The 6,711-nt window shown below is 64.6% G+C and carries 7 protein-coding genes and 1 pseudogene; 4 read left to right on the plus strand and 4 right to left on the minus strand.

The window, feature by feature from the left end:
- From EN939_RS15485 to EN939_RS15495, 3 genes and pseudogenes are all read right to left on the minus strand, one after another.
- Nucleotides 1–474, minus strand: a pseudogene (locus EN939_RS15485) (phospholipase D-like domain-containing protein); the annotation flags it as partial.
- Nucleotides 471–914: a hypothetical protein gene (locus tag EN939_RS15490; RefSeq protein WP_127268689.1), complete on the minus strand. Its 444-nt coding sequence runs from the start codon at nt 912–914 to the stop codon at nt 471–473. The gene EN939_RS15490 and the pseudogene EN939_RS15485, both read right to left, overlap by 4 nt.
- 98 nt (nt 915–1,012) lie before the next feature.
- On the minus strand, nt 1,013–1,894 hold the full coding sequence (locus EN939_RS15495) for a LysR family transcriptional regulator (protein WP_127268690.1): 882 nt from the start codon (nt 1,892–1,894) through the stop codon (nt 1,013–1,015).
- Between the two features lie 214 nt (nt 1,895–2,108).
- On the opposite strand from EN939_RS15495, the gene EN939_RS15500 reads away from it, so the two are divergent.
- Nucleotides 2,109–3,605: a CoA-acylating methylmalonate-semialdehyde dehydrogenase gene (locus EN939_RS15500; protein WP_127268691.1), complete on the plus strand. Its 1,497-nt coding sequence runs from the start codon at nt 2,109–2,111 to the stop codon at nt 3,603–3,605.
- A gap of 217 nt (nt 3,606–3,822) precedes the next feature.
- Nucleotides 3,823–4,080, plus strand: coding sequence for a hypothetical protein (locus tag EN939_RS15505; protein ID WP_127268692.1), 258 nt, complete (start codon nt 3,823–3,825; stop codon nt 4,078–4,080).
- A 96-nt stretch (nt 4,081–4,176) separates the two neighbouring features.
- Here EN939_RS15505 and EN939_RS15510 read toward each other — a convergent pair whose 3' ends face one another.
- Nucleotides 4,177–4,827 carry a GntR family transcriptional regulator gene (locus EN939_RS15510; protein ID WP_236383238.1) on the minus strand — a complete coding sequence of 217 codons (651 nt, stop codon included), beginning with the start codon at nt 4,825–4,827 and terminating at the stop codon, nt 4,177–4,179.
- A gap of 111 nt (nt 4,828–4,938) precedes the next feature.
- On the opposite strand from EN939_RS15510, the gene EN939_RS15515 reads away from it, so the two are divergent.
- Nucleotides 4,939–5,832, plus strand: coding sequence for a dihydrodipicolinate synthase family protein (locus EN939_RS15515; protein ID WP_127268694.1), 894 nt, complete (start codon nt 4,939–4,941; stop codon nt 5,830–5,832).
- A 60-nt stretch (nt 5,833–5,892) separates the two neighbouring features.
- A partial coding sequence (locus tag EN939_RS15520; RefSeq protein ID WP_164751008.1) for an NAD(P)/FAD-dependent oxidoreductase occupies nt 5,893–6,711 on the plus strand: 819 nt, incomplete at its 3' end.

The following is a 6,711-nucleotide window of genomic DNA, read 5'->3' on the forward strand; positions in this document are numbered from 1 at the left end:
GAAGATCCTGGGCGCCGGGGGCCGCGCAGCCGCATCGATGTAGAGTGTCTGCCGCGACACCCGCCAGCGTCCGTCGAAATGAGCCTCGCCGCTGTTGGCGCCGGCCGGCGGCAGATGCGTTTCGGCAACCGGCCCGGCCAGTTGCTGCAGTGTCCGGTAGGTCGCCTGGAAATCGCTGTTGCGGATCTCATGGCGGTCGTGACCGAAAGGGCCGGTGCCGTTGGCGCGGTCCATGGCGCCGAGCTGGTGATGGGCGAGCAGCGCCAGGAACCGTTTTTCGTAGTCGTTCGTACCGGCGTCACCGAAAAACTGCGCGGTGGCGATCCGCGGCCCAGCTGTCTCGGCGGAGAGCGCGGGTCGCGCGCAAGCGCTCTGGCCTTGCAGGAGATCGCAGGCATTGCGGCCAGCGCCGGCACAGCCGGCAATGACAGCCAGCCCGAACAGAACGATGGCGATGGATGCGCGACCCTTCACCCGGGCGCTCCGGCCTTCAGGGCGCTCAATTGCGCGGGATCGCGCGGCGGCATGAAGCCCTGCGGGAAGACCTTGCAGACGGGAATGGCGAAGGTGGCGATCAACAGTTCGGCCTCGCCGCGCATTTTGCGTGGCGTTGTCTTGTCGTCGCGGATCGCTTTCGCCGAGGCGACCAGGGTGCCGTCGCAGTCGCAATGGTTGTGGCGGGCGATATAGCAGGCATCATGCGTCTGGCAGACCGCGTCGAGGCGGTCGGCCGGCCGGGCCGATAGATCGCCGGTGCGGGTGCCAGGGCCGCAATAATTGCCCAGGACGAAAGGCGAAGGCCGCGCCATGGCGTAGCGGATCGGCTTGGGCAGCTCGGCCTCCGGGACCTTCGTCCACGGGTTGGCGCAAGCGGAAACGAAAAGCAGCGGCAGGATGGCAAGAACGGCTCGCATGTCTATCCGCGCCAGCTTTCTAAGGGATCGTCTCTACGCGGCGGCTGCACGCCTGATGCCATTCTGGCCGGTTTTGTGGCAAGGAAAAGGCGGCACGGCTAAACAAATAGGCTCCGCTCCCGCTCCACCATCTTGGTGATGAAGCTGGCGACGATCTGGACGCGGCGCAGCGGCCTGACCGATTCGTGATAGACCAGCCAGTAGGCACGGCGGATCGGCGCGACCACATCGACGGATACCAATTCCGGCATCGAGCGGGCGACGAAGGTGTGCAGGATGCCGATGCCGGCGCCCGAGCGCACCGCCTCGGCCTGGCCGAGTGCGGAGGAGATGGCGAAACTGGTGCGCCAGTCGGCGCTGAATTCGCCCGCATAGTCGAGCGAGGGACTGACGATGAGGTCGGGTACGTAGCCGATCAGCGTGTGCTGGCCGAGCTCGGCGGCGGTTTTGGGCAAGCCATGCGCTTCAGCATAAGCGCACGAGGCAAACAGGCCGAGCGAGTAGTCGACCAGCTTTCCCGCCACCAGCCGGCCTTCTGTCGGCCGCTCGACGGTGATGGCGATGTCCGCCTCGCGGCGCGACAAGGAAAAGGAGCGCGGCACCGGCACAAGCTGGATCGTCAGCTCGCGGTGCAGGGCGGTCAGTTCGCCGAGGCGCTTGGCCAGGAAGGCGACACCAAAACCATCAGGCGCGCCGATGCGCACCGTGCCGGAAACGTCGTCGCCTTCGCCTGAAATGGTCGAGCGCGCGGCGATCATGTCGCCCTCCATGCGCTCGGCAATGTCGAGAAAACGCTCGCCGGCGGGCGTCAGCTCGCTGCCGGTGGTCAAGCGGCGAAACAGCTTTGTCCGCAGCGCTTCCTCGAGTGCGGCGATGCGGCGTGAGACGGTGGCGTGGTTGAGCTCCAGCCGTTTGGCGGCGCCAAGGATCTGGCCTGCGCGCGCCACGGCGAGGAAGATGCGGACGTCATCCCAGTTCATGGGGAGGGTCCAGATGACAATTATCGACGCTGCGTTCTGTGGTGGAACTCAATCTCTCAATCCGCACGGCAGCAATTGCATCCCACCATTTGCGGGAATTGATGCTCGCTCGTCAATCGTTATCTATTCTCCGCACAACGGTTGCGTTCTCACTCGCGTTGCCATCCGCCGGCCAAAGGCGGACAATGCAGCATCACAAACAGGGAGAGAAATCATGATTGACTATGGTCATTTCATTGGCGGCAAGCATGTCGCCGGGACCAGCGGCCGCAAGCAGGATGTCATGCAGCCGATGGACGGCTCCGTGCGCGGCACGGTGGCGTTGGCCTCGCAGGCGGAACTGCGCGCGGCGGTCGAGAATGCCAAGGCAGCGCAGCCGAAATGGGCCGCGACCAACCCGCAGCGCCGCGTACGCGTGCTGATGAAGTTTCTCGAACTGGTCGCGCGCGACTATGACGAACTGGCCGACATCCTGGCGCGCGAGCACGGCAAGACGATCGCCGACGCCAAGGGCGACATCCAGCGCGGCCTCGAAGTGGTCGAGGTCTGCATCGGCGCACCGCACATGATGAAGGGCGAATTCACCGACGGCGCCGGCCCCGGCATCGACGTCTATTCGATGCGCCAGCCGCTCGGCGTCGTCGCCGGCATCACGCCGTTCAACTTCCCGGCGATGATCCCGCTGTGGAAGATCGCGCCGGCCATCGCCTGCGGCAACGCCTTCATCCTGAAACCGTCGGAACGCGATCCCGGCGTGCCGATGCGTATCGCCGAACTGTTCCTCGAAGCCGGCCTGCCGGCAGGCATCCTCAACGTCGTCAATGGCGACAAGGACGTGGTCGACGCCATCCTCGACGATCCCGATATCAAGGCCATCGGCTTTGTCGGCTCGACGCCGATCGCCCATTACATCTATTCGCGCGGCACGGCCGCCGGCAAACGCGTGCAGTGCTTCGGCGGTGCCAAGAACCACATGATCATCATGCCCGATGCCGACATGGACCAGACCGTCGATGCGCTGATCGGTGCCGGCTACGGCTCGGCCGGCGAGCGCTGCATGGCGATCTCGGTCGCCGTCCCGGTCGGCAACGATACCGCCAACCGGCTGATGGAAAAGCTGATCCCGCGCGTCGAGAGCCTGAAGGTCGGTCCTTCGACGGACTCTTCCGCCGATTTCGGCCCGCTGGTGACGGCGCAGGCATTGGAACGGGTCAAGGGCTACGTGGATACCGGCGTCAAGGAAGGCGCCAAGCTGGTCGTCGACGGCCGCGGCTTCTCCATGCAGGGCTATGAAGACGGCTACTATATGGGTGGCTGCCTGTTCGACAACGTGACCGCGGACATGCGTATCTACAAGGAAGAGATCTTTGGGCCGGTGCTCTCTGTTGTGCGCGCCCCGACCTATGAGAGCGCGATCAAGCTCGCCAACGATCACGAGATGGGCAATGGCGTCGCCATCTTCACCCGTGACGGCGATGCCGCGCGCGACTTTGCAAGCCGTGTCCAGGTCGGCATGGTGGGCGTCAACGTGCCGATCCCGGTGCCGATCGCCTATTACACGTTCGGCGGCTGGAAGGCATCTTCGTTCGGCGATCTCAACCAGCACGGCCCGGACGCGTTCCGCTTCTACACCAAGACCAAGACGGTGACCTCGCGCTGGCCGTCCGGCATCAAGGATGGTGCCGAATTCGTCATCCCGACGATGAATTGACCGGACAACAAATTGATTTGGATTAAGGCCCGGGCGCTCGCGCCCGGGCGTTTTTTTGCAATCCGGCCGCGACCCTATCCGCTTGAACGCTAATGTGATGGAACCAAGTAGGCCTCTGCCGTCTTGGTCTGCAGTCCTGCCGCAAGGAGGTACGGCAGATCAAGCAACGGCGCTGGCGACAGCTTCGGGGACATCGTCTGGCGCAAGGAGGTGTCAGATGACCCGTCTTGTGGCAACGCTATTTTTCGTGGCAATTTCTGCGTTTCCCGCCGTCCCGGCGCTGGCGGCGCAATGCGCGGCCCGTGCGGATATGATCAAAGCGCTCGGCGAAAAATTCCACGAAAGCGAGGCGGCGCGCGGCCTGGTCAACCCGAGCCTGATTCTTGAGATATTCGTCTCCGACCAGGGCACCTGGACAATTCTTGCCACCGACACGCATGGTCAGAGCTGCGTCATCACGGCAGGCGAAGGCTGAGACGGTCCGTTGATGGCGGCGGCTGCCTTGCCCGGGACTTGACCCGAGCTTCGAGGAAGCGCCGGCGACGAAAGCGCACCGGATATAAAAGGACGTTCAGCGCGTGGCGGCCGTCTCCGCGTGGCCGCGCAGTAGCGCCATCAGGCGTTTGGCATCCTTGGCCGCGGCCTCCTCGTCGCCGGCAAGGATCGAGCGGATCAGCGCGACATGGTGCTCGGCGGATTCGGCAAGGCCGGTCTCGGCCTTGTAGCGGAACCAGAAGCGGCGGCTATGGGTCTGCAAGGGGGCGGCCAGACGGGCGGCGAAGGGATTGTCGGCAGCCAGCGCCAGCGCTTCGTCGAGTGCCTTGTCGGCCTGGATGAAGGCAAGCACATTACCCGAGATCACCGCCTTCTGCATGGCAAGCGCTGCTTCGTGAAACAGGTCGGCGGCTTCGCGGGTGACGAAGCGGGCGGCCGAGCGGGCGAGCACCACCTCGACGCCGCGACGCGCATCGAGGACGCGCAACCAGTCGCCGGGATGGAGCGGGGCGATGGCGATGCCGGCGCGCGGCCTGACGTCGAGCAGCCCTTCCCATGCCAGCCGCTGGATCGCTTCGCGCACCGGTGTCCTGCCAAGCCCGAGCCTGTCGATCAGAGCGCCCTCGGTGACGAAGCTTGCCGGGGCCAGTTCGAGCGTGACGATCATGTGCTCGAGCACATGGTAGGCCCTGGTCGCGGCCGGCTCTGCCGGGAGGCTTGCTGCCATGGATATCAAATGCGCTCTCCTGATATATCTTGAATATATCATAACGGAATCCGCATTGACAGCGGGTTTGTTAATAGATATACCGCTGATATATCAGATGGAGAGATGATCATGTGGACCGGAGTTTTCCCTGCCGTCACGACCAAATTCACCGCGGATGATCGTCTCGATCATGCCGAGATGGAGCGCTGCTTCAGCCTGCAGATGGAGGCCGGCTGCGACGGCATCATCGTCTGCGGATCGCTCGGCGAGGGGCCGATGCTGTCGCCCGACGAGAAGATCGAGGTGCTGAAGACCGCACAGAAGGTCGCCGGCAAGAAGCCGGTGCTGCTGACCGTCAACGAGGCCGGCACACGCGAGGCGGCCAGCATCGCCAAGCGCGCCGCCAAAGAAGGCGCCAATGGCCTCATGGTCGTGCCGAGCCCGATCTACCACACCAATGCGGAAGAGACGGTCGCGGCGCTGCGCGCGGTCGCGCAGGCGGGCGACCTGCCGGTCATGATCTACTCCAACCGGCTTGCCTACCGCGTCGACGTCACCGTCGACCAGATGGAGGAGCTAGCGTCGGACAAGCGCTTTGTCGCGATCAAGGAATCCTCCGACGACATCCGTCGTTCGACCGAGATCATCAATCGCCTGGGCACTCGCTACGACCTGTTCACCGGCGTCGACAATCTGGCCTTCGAGGCGCTCTCGGTCGGCGCCATCGGCTGGGTGGCGGGACTGGTCACAGCCTTCCCGCGCGAGACCGTCGCCATCTTCCAGCTGATGAAGCAGGGCCGCCGCGAGGAGGCGCTCGCCATCTACCGCTGGTTCCGGCCGCTGCTCGATCTCGATGTCTCGACTTACCTGGTCCAAAACATCAAGCTTGCCGAAGTGTTCGCGATCAACACAAATGACCGCGTTCGCATGCCGCGGCAGCCGCTGTCTGGCGAGCGCCGCAAGGCTGTCGAGAAGATCGTCAAGGATGCGCTCGCCGTGCGGCCGAAGCTGCCGCAGTTCTGAGCTGGTATGAAGCGAGCGGGGCGGAGACTGGGACATGCATGCAGGGGGTGACGTACAACGATGAATAGCGATGTTCCAATCGACATCGCCATCATCGGTGGCGGCATCATCGGCATCTGTGCCGCTGCGTCTCTCGCCGAGGCCGGACGCCGGGTCACCGTCTTCGACCGCACAGGCATTTGCGAGGAGACGAGCTCCGGCAACGCCGCCGCCTTTGCCTTTTCCGATGTGCTGCCGCTGGCCCACAAGGGCATGATCCGGCAGCTGCCGAAATGGCTGGCCGATCCGCTTGGCCCGCTCAGCATTCCGCCCGCCTATCTGCCGAAGCTTCTGCCCTGGCTGGTCCGCTTCTGGCGCGCCGGTGCGCTGGGAAAATACGAGGTGAGCCTTGCTGCTCAGGCGGGCATGATGAAGCTCGCCGAGGCGGAGTGGATGGGCCTGCTCGATCGCTCCGGCACGCGGTCGATGCTGCGCGAGGATGGCTCGCTCGAGCTCTATGAAAGCGAAGCCGAGTTCCAGGCCGGGCTGCCCGGCTGGGCGGCGCGTGAGCGTTTCGGCATCGGTTTCCGCCATGTCGAGGGCGAGGAGCTGGCCGCCTTGCAGCCGGGGCTGTCGCCGCGCTTCATCAAAGGCACGTTCGTGCCGGGATGGAAGACGGTCGCCGACCCGAAACTGCTGGGCAAGGCGGTGTGGGCCTACGCACAAAGCAAGGGTGCCCGCTTTGAGATGGCCCGGATCGGCCAAGTCGCGGCGGATCAGGATGGTGCGACGCTGACATTGGCAGACGGCACGACCAGACAGGCGCGACACCTCGTCGTCGCAGCAGGCGCATGGTCGCATCTGCTGGCGAAGCAACTCGGCGATCGCATTCCGCTGGAG

Origin of the sequence: Mesorhizobium sp. M7A.F.Ca.CA.002.05.1.1, assembly GCF_003998335.1 — a bacterium.
Taxonomy (GTDB): Bacteria; Pseudomonadota; Alphaproteobacteria; order Rhizobiales; family Rhizobiaceae; genus Mesorhizobium.